At 60.3% G+C, this 26,741-nt stretch carries 17 protein-coding genes; 1 reads left to right on the top strand and 16 read right to left on the bottom strand.

Annotated features, from left to right (window positions below):
• Positions 1–507: 507 nt before the first annotated feature.
• Positions 508–4,059, top strand: a complete 3,552-nt coding sequence (locus tag LNA76_RS04335; protein ID WP_230018064.1) for an AAA family ATPase — start codon at positions 508–510, stop codon at positions 4,057–4,059.
• Here LNA76_RS04335 and LNA76_RS04330 read toward each other — a convergent pair.
• From LNA76_RS04330 to tssB, 16 genes are all read right to left on the bottom strand, one after another.
• Complete coding sequence (locus LNA76_RS04330; protein ID WP_230018062.1) at positions 4,028–8,020, bottom strand: type VI secretion protein IcmF/TssM N-terminal domain-containing protein; 3,993 nt, start codon at positions 8,018–8,020, stop codon at positions 4,028–4,030. The two genes, LNA76_RS04335 and LNA76_RS04330, sit on opposite strands and share 32 nt — an antisense overlap.
• A 1-nt stretch (position 8,021) precedes the next feature.
• A complete protein-coding gene (locus LNA76_RS04325; RefSeq protein WP_230018060.1) occupies positions 8,022–8,702 on the bottom strand; it encodes a DotU family type IV/VI secretion system protein in 681 nt (226 codons plus the stop codon).
• Between the two features lie 5 nt (positions 8,703–8,707).
• Positions 8,708–10,105, bottom strand: coding sequence for a type VI secretion system baseplate subunit TssK (gene tssK / locus LNA76_RS04320; protein WP_230018058.1), 1,398 nt, complete (start codon positions 10,103–10,105; stop codon positions 8,708–8,710).
• A 7-nt stretch (positions 10,106–10,112) separates the two neighbouring features.
• Positions 10,113–10,754: a type VI secretion system lipoprotein TssJ gene (gene tssJ / locus LNA76_RS04315; protein WP_230018055.1), complete on the bottom strand. Its 642-nt coding sequence runs from the start codon at positions 10,752–10,754 to the stop codon at positions 10,113–10,115.
• 2 nt (positions 10,755–10,756) lie between these two features.
• Entirely contained in the window at positions 10,757–11,161 is a 405-nt protein-coding gene (locus LNA76_RS04310; protein WP_094196774.1) for a DUF4150 domain-containing protein, read from the bottom strand.
• Positions 11,162–11,190: 29 nt separating this feature from the next.
• Complete coding sequence (locus tag LNA76_RS04305; protein ID WP_230018053.1) at positions 11,191–11,862, bottom strand: DUF3540 domain-containing protein; 672 nt, start codon at positions 11,860–11,862, stop codon at positions 11,191–11,193.
• A 13-nt stretch (positions 11,863–11,875) separates the two neighbouring features.
• Positions 11,876–12,832: a pentapeptide repeat-containing protein gene (locus LNA76_RS04300; RefSeq protein ID WP_230018050.1), complete on the bottom strand. Its 957-nt coding sequence runs from the start codon at positions 12,830–12,832 to the stop codon at positions 11,876–11,878.
• Positions 12,829–15,330 (bottom strand): DUF2169 family type VI secretion system accessory protein, encoded by a 2,502-nt coding sequence (locus tag LNA76_RS04295; RefSeq protein WP_230018048.1) that lies wholly within the window; start codon positions 15,328–15,330, stop codon positions 12,829–12,831. The genes LNA76_RS04300 and LNA76_RS04295 overlap by 4 nt, the downstream gene beginning before the upstream one ends.
• Positions 15,331–15,343: 13 nt before the next feature.
• The gene (gene tssI, locus LNA76_RS04290) at positions 15,344–18,229 is read right to left on the bottom strand and encodes a type VI secretion system tip protein TssI/VgrG (protein WP_230018046.1); all 2,886 of its coding nucleotides are present in this window, start codon (positions 18,227–18,229) and stop codon (positions 15,344–15,346) included.
• A 3-nt stretch (positions 18,230–18,232) separates the two neighbouring features.
• Positions 18,233–20,914 carry a type VI secretion system ATPase TssH gene (tssH, locus tag LNA76_RS04285; RefSeq protein WP_230018044.1) on the bottom strand — a complete coding sequence of 894 codons (2,682 nt, stop codon included), beginning with the start codon at positions 20,912–20,914 and terminating at the stop codon, positions 18,233–18,235.
• Positions 20,901–21,929 carry a type VI secretion system baseplate subunit TssG gene (gene tssG, locus LNA76_RS04280; RefSeq protein ID WP_230018041.1) on the bottom strand — a complete coding sequence of 343 codons (1,029 nt, stop codon included), beginning with the start codon at positions 21,927–21,929 and terminating at the stop codon, positions 20,901–20,903. Before tssG ends, tssH begins: the two co-directional genes overlap by 14 nt.
• Positions 21,893–23,611, bottom strand: coding sequence for a type VI secretion system baseplate subunit TssF (gene tssF / locus LNA76_RS04275; protein WP_230018039.1), 1,719 nt, complete (start codon positions 23,609–23,611; stop codon positions 21,893–21,895). The genes tssG and tssF overlap by 37 nt, the downstream gene beginning before the upstream one ends.
• Before the next feature lie 40 nt (positions 23,612–23,651).
• Positions 23,652–24,071, bottom strand: a complete 420-nt coding sequence (tssE, locus tag LNA76_RS04270; protein WP_003799822.1) for a type VI secretion system baseplate subunit TssE — start codon at positions 24,069–24,071, stop codon at positions 23,652–23,654.
• 12 nt (positions 24,072–24,083) lie between these two features.
• Positions 24,084–24,569: an Hcp family type VI secretion system effector gene (locus tag LNA76_RS04265; RefSeq protein WP_003799821.1), complete on the bottom strand. Its 486-nt coding sequence runs from the start codon at positions 24,567–24,569 to the stop codon at positions 24,084–24,086.
• A gap of 143 nt (positions 24,570–24,712) precedes the next feature.
• Positions 24,713–26,200 carry a type VI secretion system contractile sheath large subunit gene (gene tssC / locus LNA76_RS04260; RefSeq protein ID WP_230018037.1) on the bottom strand — a complete coding sequence of 496 codons (1,488 nt, stop codon included), beginning with the start codon at positions 26,198–26,200 and terminating at the stop codon, positions 24,713–24,715.
• Positions 26,201–26,202: 2 nt separating this feature from the next.
• The gene (gene tssB, locus LNA76_RS04255; protein WP_003799817.1) at positions 26,203–26,706 is read right to left on the bottom strand and encodes a type VI secretion system contractile sheath small subunit; all 504 of its coding nucleotides are present in this window, start codon (positions 26,704–26,706) and stop codon (positions 26,203–26,205) included.
• Between the last annotated feature and the right edge of the window lie 35 nt (positions 26,707–26,741).

The raw sequence follows: 26,741 nt of genomic DNA, 5'->3' as shown, positions 1-26,741 counted from the left end.
GACATCGCTGACGAGTCTGGGCATTACCGGACCAACGCCATTCTATCGGGACCGCCGCCCTGCTCCGGTCTATCCTGCAGCGCAGACCTCCTCGTCGATAGCCGTGTTTTCTGCACGATTTGACGTGCGTTGAGCCCCCGAAATCCTCGAAAATCCGATAACAGCCAATTAGCGCACGCCTCGTTTGATCTGGGTGTTGCCACAACCGCGTAACAAATCAGAGGCCTAATTAGTTTTGTTACAAGCCGATGCCACCCGCTCAATGCCCTGTGTTCGCGGGTCCAAGCTTGACACGTTCCTCATACCAGGATTGGGGATCAGGTTTCCTTCCCAGTTAAACCAAAAATAAACGCCTGCAAACCAGAATGAAGCCTTTTGTTGCATCACTCGTACATTTACTAACGCAGAGTGCAGTCGGCAGGGATGGAAAACAAGATGGGAATGCAGACGGGGATCTCGAGACAGGGTCCCAACCGAATTGAACTCTATTGTTTAGGAACCTTTCGTTTGTTGATCGACGGGCAGGACCGCAGTCACCTGTTAAGTTATGACAAGGTCAAACTGCTGCTCGCTCTTCTGGTGCTGGCGCAGGGTCAGGCGATAGCACGAGTCAGGCTGGCCGATATGCTCTGGCCCGAGAGCGACCCCGAGCAGGGGCGCGCCCGGGTGCGCCATGCATTGTATGTGTTACGTCAGGCATTGGCCCCCTTGTCCAAGGTGCTGCGTAGCTCCACGGCAAGCCTAACACTGGAGTCCGACACGGTCTGGAGTGACGTTCTGTACATAGGCAGCTCCACGGCGACCGAGCTGGACGAGGCGCGCAACAAACTAAGCCTGTATCAAGGCCATTTCCTGGACGGCCTTAAACTGCCCAGTAGTGACAGTTTGATGAACTGGCACAACAACTGGAATGCACGCCTAGACATCGAGCTGGCGCAATGCCGACACCATCTGATCAAGGCCTTGATGGCCAGCGAACAGCAGCAAGCAGCCTTGGCTTATGCCAAGACCTGGGTCAATCTTTGGCCCGAGGATGAATCCTGCCATCGCTTACTAATCCGACTTCTGGTGCAGGACAATGATCATGACGCGGCCATGCTGGCCTATCAACAATGCTGCGATGTGCTGCAACAGCGTCTGGGTGTACTACCTGATGCACAGACGCGCGCCTTGTTGTGCACCGGCGCAAACGCGGCACCCGCCTTACACGGACCGTCCGATCCCGACGGCTACCACTTTCGGGCCATGGCCACGGTGGCCATTGCCATAGGCTGGCGCCCCAACCCGGACAGCAGCGACGATCCCATGGAGACAGATTACGAAACCAGGACCTTTCTCCTGCGCGAAACGCATGAGCGTGTGGTGCGCCATGCTCGCGAACACGGGGCTTGGATAGAGCAGGAGCATAACGCCACCTTGCTGGCACATTTCGGCTACCCTGCCATCAATGAGCGTCCTGTGGCCCCTGCTTTGACGCTGGCGCGCACGCTAACCGGTCTCAACCGGCCAGCCCAAGTCAGTCTCGGCCTGGCCGTTCATGCCGATGTACTGCCCATTGATCCGACCACGCCCATCAATGCACACCATTTGCTCTGCCCATCAGTCATTTCCCTGGCCTGGCAAGCGGACAACGGTGCTGTCTTGCTCAGCAGTCAGGCGGCTGCACGCCTGTCGTCCTGGTCTCTGGAGTCCTTGCCATCGGGCAAAGAAGCGTCCTCATACCAGCTACGTCTGAGCGAAACCGCTACCGATACCGGCCGCATTCACGGCCGGCTGCGCGAATTCGACATTCTGCTTCAATATTGGAGCGGTCGTCTTAGCGCGGCGCCACGCATGCTGTTGCTGCATGGCCATACAGGAATGGGCAAAACCAAGCTACTGCGTTCGCTGCAGGACTATGTGCGCAATGTGGAAGGTGCCGTCGTGGCGCTGCAGACCCAGGAAAACGACGTACGCAGCCCTTACGCGCCGGTACTGCGCTGGCTGCAAAAAGAGCTGCGATATGTCACACCGGATACGCCCAACACCCGTAGCAGCGAACAGGAGGCGCAGCTACATCAACGATTAATGGCCCAGTACGACCTGAGCCTTGCGCAGGCCGATACTCTGCATCAGACCCTGATTGAACCGTCAACACTTAGCCAGAGCGCGGTGCGCGAACAAACACAACACGCCTTGCTTGCCCTGCTGCACGCACTTTGTCGGAACCAGACCTTGTTGCTGACCTGGGAGGACCTGCATTGGTGCGATGCCGCCAGCCTACAATTGTTGCAGCGTCTGCTGGCAGGCGAGGAGCGGCTGCGCATTGTGGCTACCTCACGCCAGACCTTGCCTGAGTCCTGGCCTGTCCTGCCCTTGCGTATTGGCGCACTCGCTAACCAGGACTTGAATGAACTGATCAGTCAGCGCAGCCGCTCCATCAAGCTGCCCCGCGACATTCGCACGCACGTCATCGAGCGCAGTGAAGGCAGCCCCATGCTGGCACGCGAACTGCTGCACTTATATCAGCTCGGTCAGGATCTGACCCTGGTGCCACGCTTGCTAGATCAGTGCGCCGCGCATTTGCGCCGCCTGACCCCACTACAACGCGAACTGGCCTACCTGGCTGCCCTGCTGCCCGATATTGACGAGTGCGTCGCCAGCCGCTTGCTGGAGCAACCCCAATCGACCATCCGCGCCACCTTACAGATACTGGAGCAGCATGAATGGTTGATACCCACCAAGCAATCCCACTGGCGCTGCCCCGATATACTGGGCAACTGTCTGCGCCACCTCATTATCCGTCCCGAGCGCGAACGGCTCGGACGACGGCTGGCCGAACATATGGTCGAGCATAATCACGCGCCATCGGCTATTGCCACCCTGCTGGGACAGGTTCGCTACCAAGACACGGTCCAGTGGTGGCAACGCGCCATTGAGCACGCACTCGAACACGGTCAGTTACAGGAAGCCGAGCGCTGCCTGTCGCAGGCCCTACGCAGTCGGCGCTTTATCGCCGATCCCACTGTACATTCACAAACCAGTTTTGCACTGCACCTGACCAAGGCCTCCTTGAGCACCGCCGCCACCGGCCCGGCCTCTCCCCGTTCGGTAGAAGCCTTCGAGCAGGTCAACGAGCTGCGGGACCCCGAACAGCCCCTGACCTTGCTAGCCAGCCTATGGGGCGAATGGTTGACCCGCCACAATCGGGGGCAACTGGACGCCTCCTTGCCGATTGCCGAAAAAGTACTGCGCCTGTCCCAGGATCAACTCAACGAGGCCTGGCAAGGCTGGGCCTGGTACGCATTGGCCCAGCATCGCCTGTGGCGTGGCGATCCGGCACAGGCAGAAGCGTTGCTGGTGCGGGCCCTGCCGTTGATCGGCATGTCGGCCGAACCCCAGGATGCCCAGGCCCTGCCATCCCAGAAGCCCTCGCAGGCGCTGGCCTATACCTCTCTGGGATTGTGTCAGGCCTTGCAAGGCCATTTTTCCACTGGTTTGCAAAATGCCCGCCACGCCATCACCCTGGCCAGCTACCACCACCATCCTTTGGCGGGCGCCATTGCCTCCCGGTTACATCTGATGCGTATTTACTATCTGGCAGGAAATCTGCAGGAAATGGCTCAGGAGAGTTTGGCGTTGACTGGAACGCAGTCACCGGCCAAGCCCGATACGGTATGGATTGCACTGGCCCAGATGCACCAATTACTACCCGCTGTGCTACAGACCCGCAACGCGAACCTGATTGAGCCCATGCAGGCCGCGGTCGAACGCATACGCATAGATATGCCTGTTGCTGTGGAAGGACAACTGTGCATGCTGGCTCGCGCCCTGCTCAGCCTGGAGCGTGACGACGCAGCGTTTGCCGTATTGGCCGAAGCCGAGCAGATCAGCGAACAACACGGTTCCGTGCTGATGCTTCCCGAAATACAGTGTCTGCGCGGCGATATCTGGCTACAGCGCCAATGCCCGGACCTGGCCAGCCAACACTGGCAGCAGGCCCGGGAAAGCATGGACCAGCATGGGCTGCTAGCCTACCAGCACTGGCTTAACGATCGCCAGGCACTAATTCCGGGTTGACCCGCAAGGCCTGGGCAATCTGCCCGGCCACGATGCGGGCTTGTTCGCGGCTGTCATAAACCGGGCTTTGCACCCGGTACAAATCTTTGCGTCCCGGACGAGGCAAGGGAATCTGCACAGCTTCAATCCCCAGCACGCCCAATTGCTCCACGGCAGCGCGGGGATCGGCAAACACTCCCACCTGAACACGCCAACCCTGCTGTGCCCGTTCCTGAGCTGGCGTCGCTAATGAGGCAACCACTTGCTTGGGCGCAGGTTTGGCGGCCCGTTTTGAAGCGGGCTGAACAGCATGTTTTTGCGATGTCGGTGCAGACGGGGCCGAATCGGGCGGCAATAGCCCCTCCTCCTGAAACACCGTTGTTGGCGAACGCCAGCACTGGGTCACAATGTGCTCGGGCACCAAATCCTGCGTCCAGCTCGGTTGCGCCATCGGGCTGCCCACACCGGACTGCGCCTCGCGCAGTGTCAGCAATTGCTCGTTGATCTGAGCCTGTCGGGCCTGTATGCGATGCAACTGGTTCACGTTATCCACCAGATTACGTTGCCCCTGCAAACGCCAGTTCAAGACCAGCCACTGCACGCCGGCATCGATCAGACGCTCTTCTTGCTGCGGGAAGTCGCTGGCCTGGAAACGGTGCTCGCCACTGCTGAACTCGTGCAAAAAGTCGATAAAGCCTTCTGCGCCCGGATAGACCCGCTCCAGCACAAAGCCTGGAAACTGAATCTGCAGCACTGCATCACCACACTGCCCTTGTGCCCATGCAAAGGTAGCCCTGGAGGGGAAGTTGAAGTTATCCAGTCGCGTCACACCGCTGGCACATTGCAAACTCAGGCGGGTGCGTTGAGGCAATTGACGCGCCCCGGTGTTGAGCAGCGGCGGCTCGGCATCGATCACAACGGCCGCGGCTAATGACTGGACCGCTTTGGCCTGTTTATCAAGCTCAGCCAGCTCCTGCTGCAAGGTTTCGATCTGGCTACCGCGCACACGCGCCGCCTGTTCATCGTGCAGGCGCGTTTCGGCATGAGCCACCTGCCGCGCCTGAACGGCGTTCGCGTAGGCATAGAACTGCCCACTAAGCGGCATACTCTGCCCCAGCGCGCTGCGCGGTCCGTAGCTTTGCGCATCACGGCTCACAAAGTAGCGCAAATCACCCTGCATGAACTGAGGCACGGTGCCACGATCACCGTACAACAGTTCATAGGCCAGGACGGGACTGCGCACATCCTGTACCACACTCAAGACCGAAGCGGCCCATTGATCCTGCAAACCGCAGGCGGTGCGCCGGGCGGTGTAATCCAGCACCAAGGCCAGCGGACCACGCATCAGAGTCCACACGGCATCCTCACGGGCAGTATCGCGCTGCAATTGGATGCGCAAGGCATCCAGACTGTGTTGGGCATCGTGCAGCAAGGACTCTTGCACTTGCGGGTCCTGTCCAAACCCCCAGGTCTGGCGTGCCAGTTCCTGCGCGCTGCCCGGCCCCTGCAACAAACGCTTGATCGCATCGGCAAGTTGAGTCTGATAGGCACGCAACGGCGCAATGCCCGCCAGACTGGCACTGACGCCCTGCACGCTTTGTGTCAACGACTCTCCTTGCTGCACCGAGCGCAGCCCCACATGCCCCAGTGCATTGACGCGTTGAGCCTGATCCAGCCAGCCTGCCAGGCCCTCCTGGGCGGGGGCCTGACGGGCGGCCAGACGCAGTTGCTGCAACGTCAGCATGCTAGCCACCCAAGCCGGGCGTTCTCCGGCAGGCACCTGCTGAAACAGCCCATCGACCGCTTCAAAAAGACGAGCATAGGGATCAGCCACTGAAAACAGACTGCTGATGGCGCCATCCCAATCCGATTCGGTCTGCAAATAAAAACGGGCATCGTTAAAGCGCACAATGAAGCGATACCAGGCGTCGTAGGACAGTTGCCGGAAGCCCTGTTCCAGTACATCACTTTGCCCCATCCAGAAACTGCGCTCACCTGAGGCTTCGGCCAGCTCCTGGACGAAACCCGAGATCGCTGCCGTACCGGTCTGCGTCAAACCGGCAGCGATCACAGGCGCCCTTGCATCGGGCCGGACACTCCAGAAGTCAGCCAGCGTAATCGGACGAATACTGTTTTGAAAATCTGCCCAGGCCAGCAGCCAGGAGGGTGAGCGAGAACGTAAGCCCAACTGACGCAGCGCAGCCTGTAACGCATCCAGCTCCCCTTGCAGTTGAACCCGCTCAGGCGACCAGTGCAGATAATCCACATACTGTTGACCAAGCAGCACTCCAGTCTGCAGACCGACTTGCCGGGATGCCGAGTCGCCATACAAGGTCGCCAGCTCCATGCCCGGCAATGGCCGGCCCTGGAGTGGGCCGCCGCGTAACTGGCCGGCCACCAGATTGATGCGACGCACCAAATATTGACTCCAGGCAGCCACCTCTGTCTCACTGCCGCTACGACTGACGCGTGGCAGATCCTGCACAATCAATGGGTCCAGAAACGCCTGCAGGATTTCGCGCCGGAACGCATCCACAAAACGTTGCTGGTAAAACTGCTGTACCTGACGCACATGGCCCTGAAACGGCAACAAGGCCTGGACGCCGTGATTGGCACTGTCCAGCCTGCCAATGGCACTGCGCCAGATATTGAGTGACTGCACATCTTCGTCCAGCGCACCCTTTTGCATGCGTGTTTCGAGCTGCTGCAACGGTTGGGCCGCAAAGGCTTGCAAACTCGAGCGGGCGCGTTCACTGGAATAAAACAAACCGCCTGCCAGCGCACCACACAAGAGCAGCCAGACCAGAACCAGAGAATGACGCAAGACACGGCGCCAGGGCGACCAGCGGTCGAAGACTTGCCAGCCATACCGGCAAGACGGCAGGATGCGATCGAGCACGTCGCGGGCAAAGGCAATGCCTTCACGAGTTTGATGTGGAGTGCGCACCTGCCAGTACAGGCCGCGCAATAAAGGGGTAGCCGAATACGGCGTGGCCTCGAAGGCCGGGGCCAGCAAGTCTTGCAAGACGGCTTGCTGTGCCGCGATACGCTCGGGCAATTCAAACACCGGCGCAGGCTGCACTCCATGCTGACCCAGCACAATCCGCAATTGCGCCATTCGTCGTCCCATGGACTCGAACGCCTGCGCCAGAAACTGCAACGAGCCCTGCTCGGCACCTTGTCCGCCCACCCTATAGCCCAGCGCCTGATCGTAGACCTCGGGCGGCAATTGCTGCAGCCAGGCAGACAGACCGGGGACATTCTCACCACCTTGCAACATCAGCCAGACAGGAATGCGCGCCTGAAAAACACGCGCCAAGGCATCATGGCGAGCTCGCATCTGTTTGCCAGCCGCCTGCAACTGTTCCTGATTGGCCTGTAATAGCCAGGACAAGTCGATATTGAAAACCAAACCGTTAAGCGGCTCGCGTCGGCGTGTCCGCATCAACTGGTGCAACAGACGCGACCATGCCGCTTCTTGGGCCGTCTGCTCATCAGCACCGAGCACCGGCCCGGCCCACACCATGACACTGGCTTTCATGAAGAACCAGCCTACCCCCTGATCCAGTCCTGGCCCGGCCGCTGGCAGCGATTGCACAGCAAGACGGGCATAATCATCCTGCGTCTGGCAAGGACCGACATCCAGGCTCAGCATCCAGGGCAAGGCATACAAGGACGAACGCCGTCCCCCCAGCCGTGCCTGACGCAACACCTGCAGCCCTGCCCCCCACTGGGCATCAAACGCGGCATGCTGGCTGCCCAGCGCACGCGGCATGTCCCGCGCCAGACGCCGGCGCAAACGCCACGCCAGCCAGCGCCGACGCAGCCCCGCGGCCAGCCAGATCAGCAACAGCGCGACCAGCACCAGCGTTGGCAAGGCCCACAGCGGCCAGCCCTTGTGCATCACATACAACCAGGCCAGCCCCGTCAGCACGAGCAGCAGCGCCAAGAAGCCCAGCACACGCAAACTTCGTTTCAACATATCAATGGTCCATCAACAAAGCGTTGACCAGCTTGGCCAGTGAATGATCCAGATACAGATACAGCACCAGCACCAGCAGCAAGGGTGCCAGCAGCAGCGTCACCGTGTATCCACTGGGCCGCCCCGTCAATCGCCCGGCTGGCCGCGGCGGCGTGGCCTGTCCGGTACCCGACTGCGGAAACAGCGCCTGTCCCGCTGCAAAACCCGGCATGCCCTGCTCCTGACGTATCTGCTCGAGCAACTGCACTCGCCAGGACTCAAACTCACCGGGCGCGCGCGCCGCATATTCACCCTGGAATCCGGCAACCAGCACCAGGCCGTAAACCTCTCGCACCTGCGTGGCGGTCTCGGGCAGGGCCTGCAGGCGTTGATAAAACTCGCTGCCAGCGCGCGTGGTGGCAAAGTAATGACGCTGCAACGGCGTCAAACGCCAGTGTCCAGCCCCGGGCCAGGGACTGGTCATGGCCGTCTCGTCAATCCAGGCCACAATGGCAAACAGGGCGGCGCCAACCTCGACCTGTTCATAGCCGCGGTCACGGGCGCGTGCGCAGGCCTGATCCAGCGCCTCGATCAACGCCGAACCGCTTTGAGCTGCATCGGCTTCCTGGGAGAAGTGAGTACGCGCCTGACGCATGGCCGTCAAAAAGAAAGAAGCCAGGCTACTGTCCTGTATCACGGGCATTGCGCTCACCATTTGCTGACAATCAGTTCAATCTGCAGATTCTCGGGTGCGCCCAGCGCAACCAAGGACACTGCGCGTGTCTGCTCCAATGCCGCCCAGCCCGGCGACATGGGATCGATGTAGCAGTACAAGGCTCCCGGACGACGAGGAATGCCGCGTGGCGGTTCGGCCAGTTTGAGCAGCTCGACCCCTCCCAACGAATGGGTCACCAGCAGCTCGACCTGGTCGGGGGCACACAGTTTGAAGTCGCCCGCCAGCGCCTGCAAACGCTCTTGCTGCTCGACTCCGGCATAGGCCACCAGGTGGTAGCGTTGGCGGGCGGCAAAAAACGCGTCCGGCAACTCAGCCTCGTACAAGCCCGCACTGGCGCCAGCAGGCTGTAAGCGGATCAACAGCTCGGGAGCGGCGACAATTTCATTGAGCAAGGCACTGATCAGGGTGCTCATGGCGTGAAACCCCGCTGCCAGATCTTCGTGCTGATACGGCGGGGCCAGCACCTTTCCGTCCCGGGTCTCGCCCATCATGTCGTAGCGTTCCGAGAAGGTGGACAACTCGCCGACCAACTGCCGCAACAGGCCATAAACCTGCCAAGGATGCGTCTGCGGAGCCTCCAGCACATGATTGAGCATGGGGCCATAACGATTAAGCACCTGCAAAGCCACCAGCAAACTCAAGTGGTTACCGTCCAGATCCTCCGTCCTGCCCAAGCCGCCAGGTTTAAAGACTTCCAGCTGCCGTGCGCGTCCGGTCAGCTCGTCGCGGATGCGGCGTATCGCCTCGATCAGCCAGGGACTGGCCGACAAATTCAGGCTGGGGGGGATGTACTGGCGCTGCAAGCGCGCCTGATCGCCGTCCTGCTCCAGCCGGGCCACAGCCAGCAGTTCATAGTGACCCAGCTGAGGCAACTCCTCGTCCCAGAACACACGCAAGACGTAATTCATCAAGTCAAGCTGACCCTCAGGGCCCTGCGCGTAATCGTCCGCCACCGTGACCGGATCGGCAGCCGCCACCATGCGCGTACTCACCGTCTGAGCCTGGCCGGAATCGTCAACCACACTCACATTGGCCTGGCCGGGCATCATGCGCCGCAGTCCAAGGTACACCGTACGGCCAGTGGCCAGATCCGCCAGTTCAAAACCGCGCGACTCAATCACGGCATTACCGGGATACTGGATAAAACTGCCGTCGCGCAGCCGTGCCGTCAAGGCCAGCACTCTGAAATCCAGCGTCTGCAATGCCGCCTCGTCCAACTCCAGTTGCAGCACACCCCATGGGTACGGCTGAGTCTGGGCCATGAATAAAGCCAGACGCTGGTAGAACAGATTGTCGTTATGCTGGAAATGCTGGGGCTGCAAAAACAGACCCTGGTGCCAGAAGATCGGTTGCAAAGGATGAACGCTCATGAAATCTCTATGGGTGTTGATGACCGACGGGCCAGGGGCCCGCTGCCGGCAAAGTGGCCGGGGGCGGAATGACAGTATCAGTCTGACTCTCGATGATGGCTTGCGGGCCCAGCCGCAGACGAATACGCAGCGGCTCGGGCCGGGCCTCGTACTCACGGAACATCAGGCCATGACTGTCAAGCTTGGCGCCAAACTGATAAAGACGGGTGCCGCGGGCTGGATCCAGGTGCTGATAGCCCAGCGCGACGGCTACGTAACGGGCCTTGTCCATGCGTGCCAGCCGAATGCGCCGCTTGACGCCCGGTTCGATAAAAATACGATCCAAGCTTAGTAAACCCGTCGGCGCACTATCGGCCATCAACAGACTGGAAAGCTGATCCGGCCTGCTTGAGTACGGTTCGAACACCGAGGGCTCGACCATCTGCGTCACCACCATCAGCACCGTATGCGCCTGCCCTCCCCAGGTGTTCAACTGTGGATCGGCATTAACCTCCAGCACCAGCGCATCACGCTCGTACTCCCACTGCAGATCCTTCAAGGCCTCGTCCTTGGACTTGGTCTTGAACATGCCGCAGCCGGTCAACACCAGTGCGGCCAGCAAGACCAGCGCGGCGCGGCGACCCGTACGGACAACATGACTGCGCCTCATCCTCAGCTCCCCACCATCACTGTGCTTTGACTAGGGCTGATCACCGTCCCGACCGAGTTGACCGGCATGCCGTTATGGCCCGTCATGCAGCCCATGCGCACAGCCGGTTTGCCACCCACCATCACCGTCATGCTGCCGTTCATGAACTGCACTTCGCCTTTGATTCGATTGCTGGCTACGCCGCCGACGGTGCCGACCTCATCACCGCTGCTCATCATGATTTTGCTGGCCTGATTCAAAGCAGGCATATTGACCACCAGCACATTACGCACCAAACCCGAAGGCTGGGCCATCTGCGTCGTCGCCAGATTGGGAAAAGGCGTAGGCACGGGACCGGCCGGGGTCGGCACTTTGCACACATCGGGAATCGCATTGGCCTGCGCCCCGCCATTGTTGAGCATGAACATAAATCAAAATCTCCTTGGTAATACCGGGCCTAGCCCAGATGCACTTGCTGGCCGTCCACGACCACACGTTGAGCACCCCGCAGCTCAGCGCTGCGGGCCCGCACACGCCAATCCCGCTCGATGACCAGCCGCTGCGAGGCAGCCGCATAGTCATCGTGTCCAGCCACACGCGTGACACGCTGGCCGGCATGTATCTGGCTCTGCCCATCGTGCTGCTGACGCTGGCCGCTATACTCCTGCCGCTGTGCAAAATAGCTGTGCAGGGACTGCCCTGCCAGATGCACTTGCCGGGCCTGTAACAGGTACTGCTCAGCCTGTAGCGCCAGATCCGCCCCTTGCAGCACCACGGCCTGCGCCGCTTGCAGATGCAAACCGCCGCCAGCCTGAACACGGACGTTGCCGGCACTACGCACCACGGTGTCGGCAGGCAGATGCAGTTGCGCCGTCTGACCGGAACGTTCCAGCACCGCCAGGATGTAGGCCTGCCGCCCATTGAGCGTCAGCAATACCAGATCACCCACTTGCGGCTGCAACAGGCAGGAGGCTGCCAGCGGTGCAAAGCAACTGCCCATGGGGCCAAGCACGCCCCAGCGCTGCCCAGCCTGGACATAGACTTTGGCCTGCACGGTGTGCCACTGAGCGACCTGTGAGGGGTCCTCCGCTATAGACAGCGGCTCAGAACCCGGACTAAGACAAGACATCTGCATCTCCTTTTTATAGCGCCGACAAAGTCCAGCGCGCATCAGCACGCCAGCGCTCGGCCTGCAGGCGGGGGGTATCGTCGCCCTGCAGGCCCTGCTTGTCACAGCCATCCCAGCACACCTGATGCAAATCGGCTCCATGTACGCGCATGCCTTTGACCTGCGTGCTACTCAGATCAGCCCCTTGCAAACGCGCATAGCTGACATCGGCATACTCCAGACAGGCACCCGACAGGCAAAGCCCCTGCGCATGCGTATGCCCCAGCCTGGCCTGTGCCAGATGGGCACCGCGCGCACTGGCCTGCGGCAAGCGCGCATAATTGAATATGGCCCCCTCCAGACGGGCCCCGTCCAGGCAGGCTCCATCCAGCGTGCTGCAAGCCAACGACAGAAACGGAGCCACAATCTGCGACAGGTCGGTTCGCTCCAGATCACAATGCTCAAACGCACATTGTTCGAAACGGCCTTGTGCCAGATGCGCGTGCGCCAGATTGGTGCGACGCACCTGAACCTGAAACCACTGCGCAGCCACGGCCTGCAAGCCGGCCGCCTCACAATCCATCCATAAGGCCGGCCCGATTTGCTCGGGCAGGCGCAACCCCCTCAGATCGCAGTGTTGCCAGGTCACGCCGTGCATGAGTGCCTGACTAGCCTGCACCTGGCTCAAATTGCACTGCAGCCACCAGCCATCGTCCAGAGAGGCCGCGCTCAAATCCGCGCCGCTGAAATCGCAGCGCTCAAAGTGCGCCCGGCTCAGTGCTGCTCCACTCAAGCGTGCACCCTGGAACTGGCAGTCGACCAACACCGCGTCCGATAAATCACAGGCGCTCAGATCGGCACCGCGCAGGTTCAATCCGTCCGCCCGCAAACCGTCGAATTTCAAACCACTATATTGACCGCCGGACAAATCCAGATCTCGAATTGGGCCCTGTTCGATCAGGGCCAACAACTGCTCTGCACTCAAACTCATCGTGATTTACCTCCTTGTGTGTGTCGGGCCCAGTCAGGCAAATGGCCTAGCAGCGCCCCTTCCAAGTCCACGCTACGCACCGTGGCACTGCCCAGTTGCGCTCCGTACAGATTGGCTCCACGCCAATCGGTTTGGTCAATCAAGGCGTAATCAAACGCCGCATCCAGAAAATTGGCGCCAGGCCAGCGCGCTCCTGTCCAATTCACTTCTTTGAAAATGCTTCGTGCAGCTTGCACCTGCCAGCCTGTCGCAGCGCGTAAATCGCAGATCTGTAAAAAAGCATCGCTGAGATCGGCCTGATCGAAACGGCTGCCGCCCAAGTCACTGTCCTGCATACTGGCGCCCCGCATATCGGCGGACCGCATATCGGCATCACGCAAGATGCAGCCACTGTCCAAGCGCACATCGGCCATCTGCGCGCCCACCCAGTCCACGGCGCGGCCCTGCGCGCCGGAAAAAGTGGCGCCCCGTAATACCGCTTGCGAGAAACACACCCGATCCAGCGTGCATTGCGACAGATCAGCGCCATCCAACTGTGCGGCATGCCAATTGCTGCCTGCCAGACGGCAACTCGTCATTCCCAGGCGCTCAGCCTGTGCCTGGGCAAATACGCCACCTTCCAGCAAACAGTTTTCCCATTGCCCGGCAGCCAGTCGGGCCGCGCTCAGAACGACACCTTGCAAATCACAGTTCTGTAAACGAGCACCGGTCAGATTCAATGCATCGATCTTTTTGCCCGCCAGAATGCATGCCTCCAACACGGCGCCGCTCAGATCTGCTCCATCAAGCTCCACACCCCGCAGATCCAGCCCCATCAAATGGCACCCGCGCAAGCTATGGCCCGCCTGTCGGTGGGCATGAAATTGCTCCAGCGTGTCGATAAACTGCTGCGGTGCTCCTTGAGCGACCAACCCAGCCTGCAACACGGCCAGCTCGGCAGCCAGACTGTCCAGACGCTGATCCATTTCGGCCAACTCAGCGTGCAGGCTGGTCCCTTGCTCATCCAGGGCATCAAAGGCAGAAGACGGCACATCGGACCAGCCGGCTTTGGCGGCCTGGATCTCTGCCAGCATGTCCACAGGTCCGGAGGTCGAGGGCGCGCGAGGTAATTGCGCCAGCGCCAGCAAGGGCTTTTCATCCAGTTCCAGACGCTTGGCCACATCCTTGACCTGCGCCAGCAACTCGCCCTGTCCCTGCTGCAAGGCGTGTTCGATGCTTTGCAGCGGATCGCTATCCTCGGCCTTTTCGTTCAGAACCAGAGCGGCCAAAGGCGCAATGCGCGGCAAGGAAACCGGGCTATACGGAGCCAGGCGTTCTTCCATATCCGCAATCCAGGCATTGCCCTGCGCTCGACCTTGCTCCAGGCTCTCCTGCAACTGAGCCAGGATCTGCGGGTCCGCCTGCGAAGCGTCAGCCATCTGCGGCAGGTCGCCCAACGGCTCCATCTCTTTGTCCTGCGGTGTTTCGTGCACCATACCCTGCGCACCAGCGGCTGCATGCAGCGCTGTCCAACGTGCCTGCAGCTGAGGCAGGCTGCCAGCCGGCTCGTGCGCGTACTCGGTAAAGACCGCCGCAGCGGCAACATCGGCCGCATCGGCACGCTGGACCGGGATACTGGCCCGATACAGCATCAGGACACGTTCATCTTGAGGAAACAGCCACACCGTATCCAGATCAAGGACAGCCTCCTCAATCCGTTCACTCCCTTTTCTGCGCAGCAGCAAACGGGGTCGCAGGCCTGGCAGGCGGCCCGACACTTCCGGTCGTTGCGGATGCATCCCCTGTACACGCCAGGACTCCGTGCCTTGCCAGTAACCATCCCGTACCTGATCCTGAGGAAAGACATCGAACAAGCGCGGATCAGTATCGTCGGGCAGCCAGGGAAAGCGCTCTTTCTCCCAGCGTTCATCCACCGTCCCCACCCAACGCATGCGCGAGCCAGCGCCAGCGGGCAGACGTGTCAATATCGCGGGCCCCCATCGGTCAGCCGGCGAAAGCACCGGCGTATCCGGATGCTCGGTATGCGGCAGCAAGACACCCTGCGCCTGCTCCGGGTCTTTCAGCCACCCGCAACCATATGGGTTTTCGTTGTAGCCTGCGCCACCATACGCTTGGCGCAAGGTCAAGGGCAGTGACTGAAACGGCTCAGCGGCACTGGCACGCCAACCTGCCAGCGTGTGTTGCCAGCGACGAGTGCCATGCACATGGAGGGTTTTGTGCAAGTGGCCCAATTGGACCTGGACCGCCATGGCCGTCGTGTGCTGCCCAGGGGGCGCCCAGGCCTGTCCCGCTACGCCATAACTGCCCCGTGTCTTTTTCAAACCCGCATCAAAGGCCTCATCCGGAAAATGCGCCAGCAACCACGGCCAGGCCTGGGCTTCGGGCAGGCATCCGCCCGCTTGCCAAACATAGCCCAAGGTCACCACCCAGCGCGCTTGCCCTGCCTGGGCATGGTAGGCCTGCATCAACAGCACATCATCGGGTTTGTCGATATCCATAGGGACAATGGTCCTAATTGAGCTTCAGAATGCTGTTGGCCTTGATGCTGACAACAGTTTTGCCATTAAGACGCACACACTGCGCCTCTACATCGATTGTGGGAGCCTTCAGCAGCACCGACGCATCGCTGACCTTAATTTTTCCGGTCTGGGTCATGGACTCCAATGTCACACCAACACTACCTGCTTTGATCCCGACCTGAGCCTGATTGATCGCGATCTTCGATGTCAAGACACCCCAAGACAGCACGGACGCTGGTCCTCCTGTTACGGTAGAGTTACCGGACACCAGAGTATCGATTCCTCCGGTTCCCACGACATAGTTGATTTTGCGGCTGGTCAGCGAGTAGGCATTGGCCACCGTAATGGACTGCTTGCCATAGGTGCCCTCCATATCCACCACCTTGGTGCTTTGACTGCGCACCACCCGTTTTTCTGCCCCCAGGATGATCTTTTTCTCATCGCCTTTGGTAATACGACTCTGATCGCTCAACTCGACTTTGGTGTAGTCGCGCAGATCCAGCTCCTTGGAGCCGCTGTACTTGATCCCAACGCTGTAACCCACGGTAATGCTGCTTTTGAGCGAGGCTGAGGCACTGACTTCCGCGCCCAGCGACGTTGAAATTTTGATGGGATTGACATTCAGCAGCGAAATATCCAGCACCTTTTCCGGTGCCTTGAGGTAGGACAGATCAACCCAGCCATCGGTCCCTTCCTTGACCTTCTTGGCCGATTTATTGATCTCATCCATCAGTTCTTTGAACTTTTCGCTGGACGTTTTTTTCTTCTTTTGCTCCGTCGTATCCTTCTTGTCTCCGGTATCCTCGCCCGCTGCCTCCCCTTCTGTTTCCGGTTCCTCAGATACGGACTTGCCTTGCTCGAGCCTGTCCAAAGCGTTATCTAGCTTGGCCAGCAGGGCTTGCAACTGCTTTAAGGCCCCATCCGGATTAGGCTGCCCGCCTGCCGCGACCTGAGCATTTTTTTGCAGTTGGGCCAACATCTGCGCTAACAGTGCCCGTTTGGCCTCCAGGGCTTTCATCTGCACGGGCGCGGTGGCCGTCGGCAAGCAGGCCTCCTCTTCCAGAAAGTCGGCCATGGCCTGATTCTGTGCCTGCTTCAGGCGTTCGCGCGGCTCGGGATCGGTATCAACATTGCCTTTGTTGCCCACTTCCAGGTGGTAAACACCAGGCACTTGTTGAATGAACGAGCGTCCCAGCAGGCCCATATGCCCCTGTGTACTCAAACGCACGCCCGAGCGATGGGGGCTGGCGGGGTCCGCGCCCAGATGGAAAGTGCTCCCCAGCGTAGGCGAGGACAAACGCGTATGCTGGGCGCCCAGTCTGTCCTCGAACTCCAGAGCATTCTGACCGGCCGTCCGCAACCCCGGCTGAGTCGCCGTATCCTGATTGCGAATGCTAGGATTTTCTTCGTTCGGAATGGCCGAAACAATCACCGGCCGGTCCGGGTCGCCGCCCAGAAACGACACCAGCACCTCCGTTCCCTTGAGCAAAGGAAAATTCATGCCATGCTGGCTGCCCGCATACGGCGTGGCCATGCGCACCCAGGCGGAGTTGCCACCATCGGGGCGCTTCGCATCGACAGGGGCAAATAAAAAGCGTATGCGGTAACAACCGTGCTCGTTGATCTGGGCATATTCGCCCTGGCCTTCGGCCACCACGATCGCGCTCAAGAAGCCAACCACACGTGGCTTGGGAGTGACGCGCGCCGGGCGAAATTGACGCACCTCGGGCAACACCGTCAAGGAGGCCTGATAAAAAACCTGCTCATGCCCCGCCGCGCCACTTTGGCGCGGCAAGGGCTGGCGCCCCTCGTGGCGCAGCGCAATCACAAAGTAGCGCTGGTTGAAATCGTGGCGGAAATGCTCATGCAACTGCACGGGATAACCGGCCCGTACTCCCGGCGCCAAAGCCACACCCTGAAAACGACTACGCTGGCAGGCAATTTCCTCGGCACGCAAGCTCGCCATGCGCTCGCCATCGTCCTGCTTGCTGAAGTGGGCCCCATAGATCTCCACACTTCCCACGCCATCGAACCTGTCTTGCGGCGGCTGCCCCTGCGGGTCGATAGCCGCTTTCATAGTCAGATTCAATGAAGGCTGGCTAACCGAGAAATCCCGCAACACCACCGAGCGCGGCGACACACTCAGCGCATGATCGAAACGCGAAGCCCCAATCCGATTCTGTTCACCGCTCAAGGCACCGGCCGGCCGCCAATACAGGGGAACAGCCTGCCGAGGCTGGTCCGTGCGCTCATGACCAAACACCAGAATTTCATGGTCTGCGCCATGTTCGAACCAGTAATAGACGCCCTCGTGCTCCAGTCGCCGCGAGAGAAAGTCCAGGCTGCTCTCCTCGAACTGACAAATAAACGCAGTGCGCGTCGCCATCAACAGGTCGGAGGACAAACGCAGGCAATACTGCGCGCCGGCATCCTGGGCTGGCTCGCCTTGCCGGCTCAGGCCGCACTGCGCCAGTACCATGCGAATGATGGTGCCCAGATCAGGTTTACCGCCTGCCTGTGCATCGGCTTCCATATAGACTCGCGACAGGCGAAACATGCGCAGCAGCGCCATTTGCGGCTCAAGCACGGCTCGATAATGGGCAAAGCCATCATCCCGATGCGTCTGCCGCAATTCGGTAATAATGCCGTGCCAGGGCAGCCAACGCTCCTGCGCATCGAGCACGCTCAAGGTAGCACGCGCTCCCAGCAGTTCTTCCAGATCGATATCGTCTCGTGCGGAGGCCAGCTCGATCTCGAAACGATAAGGCCGCGACACGGCCTCCTCGCCGGACCAGCGCGTCACCAGAAAAAGGGCAGGATCGGCCAGGCCGCAACGGAAGCTGGCCAAGGCCTGTTCGGTATCGTAGTCATTTAGCATGCCTTAGCTCCCCATCCGTATCACCCAGGGCTGCAATGCCTGCGGGTCCACATCCACACTCAAGGCAGTCGAGCCGCCACCGTCGGCCATCCAGGCCAACACCCGGTCAGACAGCGCTGGCAACAGGCTCTTGCGCAAAATAAAGTCGATATTGCGCGCGCCACTGTCTACCTCGGTACAACGCGCCGCAATGGCCTGAGCAATCGCGGGCGTAAATTCCAGGCTCAGCCCATTGCTAACTTGCAAGCGCTGCACGATGCGAGCCAGCTTTATCTGCACAATCTGCGCCAAAGCCTCATCCGACAGCGTGCTGTAGGGCACCACCGTCATGCGCGCCAGCAGAGCCGGCTTGAAATGCTGCGACAGTGTCGGGCGAATACGCTCGGCCAGTTCATCAGCCTGCGGCGGCGGAATCTCGGCCCGGGCGGCCGTCACGATGTCGGTGGCCAGATTGCTGGTCAGGAAAATGACCGTATTGGAAAAGTCGATCAGCCGACCCTCGCCATCGGCCAGCGAACCTTTGTCAAACACCTGATAAAACAGATTGACCACATCCAGATGGGCCTTTTCCACCTCGTCCAGCAGCACCACACTGTAGGGCCGCTTTCTGACGGCCTCGGTCAGCACGCCGCCTTCGCCATAGCCCACGTAGCCAGGAGGTGAGCCGACCAGCCGGCTGACAGTATGTTTTTCCTGAAATTCGCTCATATTGATGGTAGTCAGCGCCTGCTCACCGCCAAACATCTCATCGGCCACCGCCAGCGCTGTTTCCGTCTTGCCCACCCCCGAAGGGCCGACCAACAGAAACACGCCCAGCGGCTGGCGCGGATCGCGCAAACCGGACTGAGCCGCCTTAAGCACCTGGGCTATCTGCGCGAGGGCCTCATCCTGCCCCCGGATCCGCTGACACAACTGCCCCGCCAGTCCCAGCACGGCACTGGCCCCATCCCGCTGCATCTTGCCCAGTGGCACACCGGTCCAGTCCGAGACCACCTGCGCGACCGTATCGGGCCCGACCTCCGTAAACAAGAGAGGGGCATCGTCCTGCAGGCGGCACAATTGCTCGCGCGCCTGGCTCAACGCCTGGGTCAAATCCTCGGGCGACAAGTCCGGCTCCACCGCCGCATCACTGTGTTCAGGTCCGGCCTTGTCGGGGTCTGCCTGCAAGCGGGCCAGACGCTGCCGCAAGTCCAGGACCTGCTCGGCAGCTACCCGTTCGGCCTGCCAGCGTTCGACCAACGCATCCAGATCCTGTTTGTCCTGCTGCACGTGTGCATCGATCTGCTCAAGACGCGCCGCCTCGATACGATGACCGTGCGCCTGATCGCGTTCCAGGGCCTCACGCTCGCGGGCCAAACCCGCCAGACGACGTTCTATCCGCTCCACCCCGGCTGGCTTGACTCCTAGACTGATGCGCACACGGGCTGCTGCCGTATCCAATAAATCCACAGCCTTGTCCGGCAACTGTCGACCCGTGATGTAGCGCTCCGACAAAGTGGCTGCGGCCTGCAAGGCATCGTCGCGCACGCTCACACCATGCACCGCCTCGTAGCGGCTCTTGAGCCCACGCAGTATCTGCACCGCCGTGGCACTGTCAGGCTCGTCCAGTCGAATCAATTGAAACCGTCGCGTCAGGGCCGGATCGCGCTCGAAATACTTTTTGTACTCGGCCCAAGTGGTCGCGGCAATGGTGCGCAGCTCACCACGCGCCAAGGCCGGTTTGAGCAGATTGGCGGCATCGCTGCCACCGCTGGCGCCACCGGCGCCAATCAGCATATGCGCTTCGTCGACAAACAAAATAATTGGTTGCGGTGAGGCCTTGATCGCGTCAATCACCCCACGTAGCCGTTGCTCAAACTCCCCCTTGACGCTAGCCCCGGCTTCCAGCAGTCCCAGGTCCAGGCCCAGCAAGCGGGTACCGCGTAAAAACTCGGGCACATCGCCTTGCTCGATGCGCAAGGCCAGCCCCTCGACCACCGCTGTCTTGCCCACGCCGGGTTCACCCACGCAAATGGGGTTGTTCTTGCGACGACGCGCCAGAATGTCGATCATCTGGCGGATCTCATCGTCACGCCCGAATACCGGATCTATCTCACCGCGCGCCGCCTTGGCGGTGTAATCTTCGCAAAACTGCGCCAGTGCGCTATCAGCGGCCGAGGTCGCCGTGGGCGGTGCCCCCTTGGACGCGTCGAGCGGCTCGTAAGCCTGCTCAGCCGACGTCCCGGTCCAGGCGGCAAACTGCTTGTGCAATTGCTCACTGGAGAGGGCGCGCAAACTGTCGCCCCACGGTGTACCTGCGGCGTAATAACCCAGCCGCATCAACAAGGCCAGCAACACGGCACCACTACGCACATGGCGGGCCCCCAGATTGACCGAGGCGACCAGCCAGCTATCTTGCAAGCACTCCGTCAGCATGGGCGAGAAAACCGGGCGACCCGGATTGCCGCTTTTGAAGCGTGCCAATGCATCCTCCAATTGGGCTGCCAGTCGCAGACTATCAATCTGACTCTGGGCCAGAATGTGTGCCAGATCGCTGCCCGTCTCGCTCAGCAGGCGATGCAACAGGTGCTCAATGCTGATTTCATAATGCCCCCGTGCCAGGGTCAGGCCTGCGGCAGACTCCACGGCCGCTGTGCACAAGGGATTGAGCCTGGCAAACAAAGGCTTTAAGTCAACGAGCATCATGATCATCGTTCTCCGCAGTAAAAAGATTCAAGCCGAAACGCACCGGCCGCTCGGCCAGTACGCGGCTACGGCCTTGGCCCAGCCATGTATTGCATCCCAGCCGCTGCCAACCCCGGCCCAGACAGGCCCCCTGGCGCTGCTGCGGCTCCAGCCACAACTGCAGTTCGCACTGCAGCGGAGCCTGTAAATACCAGGCCACGGTGCGGCTGACCCGATCAAACAAGGGCGCACCCGGCAATAAGTCGTGAAACAGCTCGGCCTGCAAAGGGCCAATTTCGACATCGGCATTGCCGGCGCAATCGAGCACCTGTTCGCCCAGCACACTGTCCTCACCCAAACGACAGGCTTGCCCGCCCAAGCGGCTGCGATAGACCGGGGCAATGCGGACAAAGCGCGGTGCACAGGGGTGGACCCGCACCGGCAAGCCCCCCAACAAACCTGCCAACAGGCTTTGCAAACCCAAGGCGGAACGTGACTTCATGCCCAGATTGCCGGCAAAAGGCAGCAGCGCCTGCGCATCATCCTGGCGTTCAGGCGCCTCACGCAGCCCTACCAGGGCATATAGCTGGCGCAGGCGCTGGCCATCACGACGCTCATGTACAGCCAGCCAGATGCGATACTTTTCCCAGGCCTGATACAGCAGCGGGTACAGAGCCGCATGCACAATGTCGATAAAATCGCGGCGGGCCGAATACCCCTGCATCGCTTCTTGAATCAGATCCTCGGTATAGAACGTGGGCAGCGGCGAGGTCACCCCATACAAACCAAAGAAATTGGCCTCAATATGAAAACGTCCATCGACACCGCGTTCGACCTTGGCCAGATCCGACTCGGGGAATGCCAATGTCAGTGTCGGCCGAATACGCAGGCGCTCGCGCAAGGCCGCATCGTCGCCCAGATGCTGGCGCAGCAAACGCGCCGCCTGGAAGAAGCTGTATTGAGGGGCCTGGGTCTGCAAATCCTGCAGCAGCCCAGCCTCTACAACAGGCGTTGCTGACCGATCTGCGCTGGCCATTGCAGCGTCTCCCCATGGACCGTGTCATGCAGCGTCAAGGCGATGAAGGTATTCATCGTCGCGCAGCCGGACAAAAATTCGTTCAAGACAGAACCGAACAGATACAGGCTGCCGGGACCTGAGAAATGATCTCCTGCGCACTCGATGCGAACCGTACTGCCCTGGACAGGCATGCCGCGCACCATGCGCCGCTGGCTTTGCACCTGCACCTGCTGAATAGATTCGATCTGGCGCAATCCGGCGGCTCGCTGCCCGGACTCCCCGCGTTGCTCGGGCAGATACAGCAACAGCAATTTGCGCAGACTCTCGGCGCTGGACAGCGCCATCTGATTGGCCTGCATGTGCGAGAGCACGCGCCAGAGCAAATCCTGCGCCAGATAGGGTTCGCGATAGGAGGTGACCCCGGTAATGTTAGAAAAAGTCACCCGCACCGGCGACCGGTCGGTCGCCTCGCAGATCTCGCCCAGGCGCAGATCATCCGGCCCGCTGCCGTCGGTACAGCTCAGGCGCAAGGACAGGACCTGCTCACCGTCTTGCGCCAGCCCAGCGCCTGGCAAGCTTAAATAATGCTCACAACCCGATCCCAGTGCTGAGGCACGTACGCGAATGTGATAGGACTGGGCGCCCGGCACACAGTCGCTGGCCGGCTGATAGCCTTGTTCCAGCCCATCCGCACTGCGCAGGTCCACCCGGTCAACACTGTAAATCTGAGCACCCTGACGCCCCGTGACTGGCCGGATACGATATTCCGGCTGCCGGTGATCCACGTACAAGGGCTGGCCATCCAGGGGATACAAGTTGACGGCCGGGCTCGCATGCAAGACAAAATTGTCCACACTGACCTCAGGAGCCCAGTCGGGCAGACGGTCAAACTCAAAACGCAGCACCAATCGCGTCCCCTGACGGGCACGCCAGCGCTCCAGTCCCTTTAGCTCCAGAAAGCGCAGCTTTTCGGGCAGGGCAAAATATTCATGCAAAATGCGCCAGGCCGGATGCGCACCTGCCGGCCAGGGTAATAAAGGATAGGCGGGGTCAAAGCCAAACGGACGCAGACACGCCGGCTCCAGCCGTACCATGCTGCCTTGGGGCGAGCCGACATAGATGGCGCGCGTGTCACGCATAAGAATTCGAAACAATCCGCTGGCCACCGTCTCGCTGCCGCCCAGCCACAACCGCAACGAGTTCCCTTCCCATTGAGCGGCATCCAGGCCTGTCAGAGCCAGTTCCAGCACCAGCGCCGGCACCTGACTGGCGCGCTGGCCTGCATCCCAATAGGCGTGTTCCAGCCGCAAAGGCTCAACAGCGACCGGATAAATCGCATTGAATACCGCGCGTTCACCGCGCTCGCCGGAAGAAGAAAAAGTCGTACCGACCGGCACCTGCAAGGTTTCACCGGTCACGCTGCGCGGACTGTACTGCATGATGGTCATGCATGGCACCGGCCGCAGGAACTGTGGAAACATCAGTTGCGCCAGACTTTGCACAAACTCAGGAAAATCGTCGTCCAGACGCTGGCGCACAAGCCCCGTCATGAAGGCCACGCCTTCGAGCAGACGCTCTACATCCGCATCGACCGCGGCCGCACTGCCCAGGAAGGGAGCCAGAGCGGGATTGCGACGCCCAAATTCGGCCGCCAAGGAACGCAGATTATGCAGTTCCTGTTCGTAATATCGATTCAACATTCCCATTTCCCTGGAGCACACGCAACAGCTAACACGTCTGTCATTGCGCTTGCAAAGACACCCGACCAGACGAGGAGATTGACGTAGCCAGCCGTATCGGCAGCTCGTGGTCGTCTACCTGCACCAGGCCTTCGAGCGAAAAGCTCAAGGACAGCACCTCACTGCCCTGCTCGCTGACCTGCACTTTGGGCGCTTTCAGGCGCGGCTCGTAGCGTTCGATCATGCGGGTAATGCTGTCGATGATCTCGCGCGTGGACCCGCTGCTAAAGGAGCCAGCCAGATTGGTGAAATCCGGCACCCCGAACTCCGGGTCCAGTGGCACGCTGCCGCGCCGGGTATTAAGGATGCGCTGCAGATGCTCGCGTATCGAGACCACCAGCACCTGGGCACGCGTGGCCTGGGTCTGGATCTGTCCCGTCTCCAGCGCAGCAATGCGCTCCAGCAGACGCAACTCGCGCATCCCTTTTCCCTCTTACTTTGGTGTGAGCCAGGAGTCTTCGGCCTCGATACCGTCCGGTTCCCAGGTCCAGACGATTTTTTCGTAGGTCAGGGCGATGTCTTCCATGTGGCCGAACTGGCGGTTCTCGGGAGCCAGGCAGTTAGGAACCCAAGTGCGCGAGCTGGTGACGACGGCCTTTTCCAGGCGAATCGTGTAGTACTTTTCTTCCGTGCCCTTAGGGCTAATACGGTAAAACTCCAGCTCGACTTTGCTCAGTTGTTCGCCCGAGCACTGTGCCTGGAAGATCTTGGGCGAGGACTTGTCGATTTCCTTGGTCAAGGTAATACCCAAGTGCTGGCGCTTGCCCGAGGGCAGGCCCGTCTGGGGGCTCTTGGGCAGTTCAATGCGATGATCGACGGCCTGGATCAGAATCTTGCCGCTGTGACCCTGAACTTCGCAGGACCCTTCGATCTTGCCCTGGGTTTCGCCTTCAAGCGTGAGATAGCATGGCATAGGCATGGTAAATTACTCCTGTTGTTAACTGACTGTGTGATGACTTAAGCAGTCGTTGCCAATACCGGGTACACCACGACGTCTGGCTGGCGTCGCGCCGGTGCCTCAAGGTGGCGATCCTGCTGACACAGGATCGCCCGCCCTCAAACTCAGTTTTTGTCCAGCTTGCCCACCAGCGACAAAGTGAACGATGCGCCCATGTACTTAAAGTGCGGACGCACTTTCAAGCCCACGCGGTACCAGCCTGGATCGCCTTCCACATCCGAAACGGTCACCTCGGCCTGTCGCAAAGGCCGACGGCTGCGCACACCCGCGCTCGGGTTATCCATATCGGCCACGTACTGACGAATCCACTCGTTCAATTCGGCTTCCAGGTCATTGCGCTCTTTCCAGGTGCCGATGTTCTCGCGCTGGATCACCTTGATGTAGTGCGCCAGACGGCTCACCACATAGATGTAAGGCAGTTGCGTGCCCAGCTTGTAGTTGGTCTCGGCCACCTTGCCTTCTTTGTTGTTGCCAAAGAACTTGGGCTTTTGCGAGGAATTAGCCGAAAAGAAGGCTGCATTGTCCGTGTTCTTGCGCATCGTCAGGGCGATAAAGCCTTGTTCGGCCAACTCGAATTCGCGTCGTTCGGAGATCAGCACTTCGGTCGGGATCTTGGTCTGGGTCTCGCCCATGGCCTCGTAGTTGTAAATAGGCAGGTCCTCGACCGCACCGCCGCCTTGCGGCCCGATGATGTTGGCGCACCAGCGATAACGTGCAAAGCTGTCGGCCAATCGGTCTGCAAACGCAAAGGCCGCATTACCCCACAGAAAGTTCTGATTGCCACCCGACACGTCTTCGTTGTAATTGAAGGTCTTGGCCGGTACCGTGTCCTCCCCATAAGGCACGCGCAGCAGAAAATGCGGCAAGGTCAGGCCCACGAAGCGGGCGTCATCGGACTGGCGAAATGAATTCCACTTGGTAAATTGCGGGCCTTCAAAGACTGCACTCAGATCTTTCAGATTGGGCAGCGCCGAGTAATTGTCTACGCCAAAAAACTGCGGCCCTGCCGAGGCGATAAACGGCGCGTGCGCCATGGCCGACACACTGGCCAAGGACTGCAGTAGCTTGATGTCCTGGGTGCCGGGACCAAACTCGTAATTGCCGATGATGGAGCCAAAGGGCTGACCACCGAACTGCCCAAACTCCGCCGTGTAGACAGCGGTATACAAGCCCGAGCGGGTAATGTCGGTAGCATCCTCAAAGTCTTCCAGCAGCGCCTGCTTGGACACATTCAGAATGGCCAGCTTGTTGTTCTCACGAAAATCCGTGCGATCGACCAGGAATTTCAGCCCTGCCCAGGCCGACTCCAAGCGTTGGAAATCGGCATGGTGCAAAATCTGGTCAACCTGACGACACAGTTTGCGATCCAGATTGGCGATCATCTCATCGATCAGGCCCTGGCTGATCTTCTCGCTTTGGCGACCCGGCTCAAGCAGCTCAGCCACAAAGGCTTCCAGCCCCTGACGGGTAATGGCATAGGCCTCATCATCAGGACGCAGGCGAGTCGATTCAATCAGCTCATCGAGCAGCGAGCCGCCTTCCTGGGCGCCTTGCGCAGTCTGAGCCTGCTGTTCCGGTGTGGTTGCAGTCATGTTTATTCCCCTTGCTTGTCCTGTACGCCCAACTCAGCCAGCAGACGCTGACGCGTGCCTTCGTCCTGTACCAGTCCCTGCAGACGCTTGCGAAAATCAGGCAGATTGCCCAGTGGCCCTTTCAATGCCTTGAGTGCGTCGCGCAAGGCAATCAACTGGCGCAGTTCGGGCACCTGATCGACCAGCGCGTCGGGCTGAAAGTCGCGCATGGACTCAAACCGCAGGTCCACAGTCAGTTGATCGTCCGGACCGGCCTGCTCATTGAGCTTGTCCTGCACCAGCAAGGTCAGCGACAGATTCTGGGCCTTGAGCACGTCGTTGAACGTATCCTTGTCCACGCTGACCGGCGTACGCGCATCCAGGGGCGTACTGTCTTCGCGCAAGGTAAAGTCGCCCAGCACTAACTGGCGAAACGGCAGCTCCACCTGCTCCTGGGCATCACCCGTGGCGGGTTTGTACACAATATTGACGCGCTCTTTGGGGGCGACGGAACCATCAGCAGCCATGTCGGTTTCTCCTGTTTAGAAAATCGGGGTCTGTT

Origin of the sequence: Alcaligenes sp. MMA (assembly GCF_020907215.1) — a bacterium.
In the GTDB taxonomy this organism is placed as follows: Bacteria; Pseudomonadota; Gammaproteobacteria; order Burkholderiales; family Burkholderiaceae_B; genus Alcaligenes; species Alcaligenes aquatilis.
This window is presented reverse-complemented; position numbering and strand designations above follow the sequence as displayed.